This is a genomic window from Actinomadura rugatobispora (assembly GCF_042656285.1).
Lineage (GTDB): Bacteria > Actinomycetota > Actinomycetes > Streptosporangiales > Streptosporangiaceae > Spirillospora > Spirillospora rugatobispora.
The window spans coordinates 1-550 of record NZ_JBHSON010000316.1 but is presented as its reverse complement, the minus strand read 5'-3'; the positions used below and the strand labels follow the sequence as shown (position 1 = coordinate 550).

Sequence of the window (550 nt, the reverse complement as noted above, 5' to 3'; positions counted from 1 at the left end):
CCGGTGGCGGAAGCGGCAGATTCGATAACGTCAGGGTAGATGGTACCCTGCGCCAGCCATTTGACGTCGTCCAGCTTCAGCGCTTCTTCGTCGAACACTTCCACGAAAACGCGACCGATAATTTTACGCTTCGCTTCCGGATCGCTTTCACCCGCCAGCGCGTCGAGGAAACGCTGCTCGCCTTCAACGTGAACAATGTTCAGGCCAAAGTGGTCGCCGAACATCTCCATCACCTGCTGCGCTTCGTTCAGGCGCAGCAGAAATCCCCCCTTGATAATCTGCGTAAGTTTCTTGAGTCCTTCACCGGGCCGGTGGTCTTCTCCGTTGAAAATGAGGGTCGCCGTGAAGCGCTGGGCGAACTGCTGGGACGGATCAAAGTTGCGCCGAAGCGCATTCTTCGCCTGAGCGAAGCGACCGGAAATGGCCGTTACCTGATGATCGGCGCCGCCGAGCACGGATTCATTGATACGCTCAATAACCTGGCGTTGATTTGTGAAAGCGACCTGCTGGGCGAGCGCGTCGCGCGCCGTCGTCAGGACAGCCGTCGCAC

Annotated in this window: 1 protein-coding gene and 1 pseudogene; one reads left to right on the top strand and one right to left on the bottom strand. The window is 58.4% G+C overall.

The features are described 5' to 3' along the window. Positions 1–224: pseudogene (locus ACFPZN_RS56585) on the bottom strand (glutamine-hydrolyzing GMP synthase); the annotation flags it as partial. On the opposite strand from ACFPZN_RS56585, the gene ACFPZN_RS56580 reads away from it, so the two are divergent. Next, positions 210–550, top strand: a 341-nt coding sequence (locus tag ACFPZN_RS56580; protein ID WP_378293770.1) for a hypothetical protein, incomplete at its 3' end; no start/stop codon positions are given. The pseudogene ACFPZN_RS56585 and the gene ACFPZN_RS56580 sit on opposite strands and share 15 nt — an antisense overlap.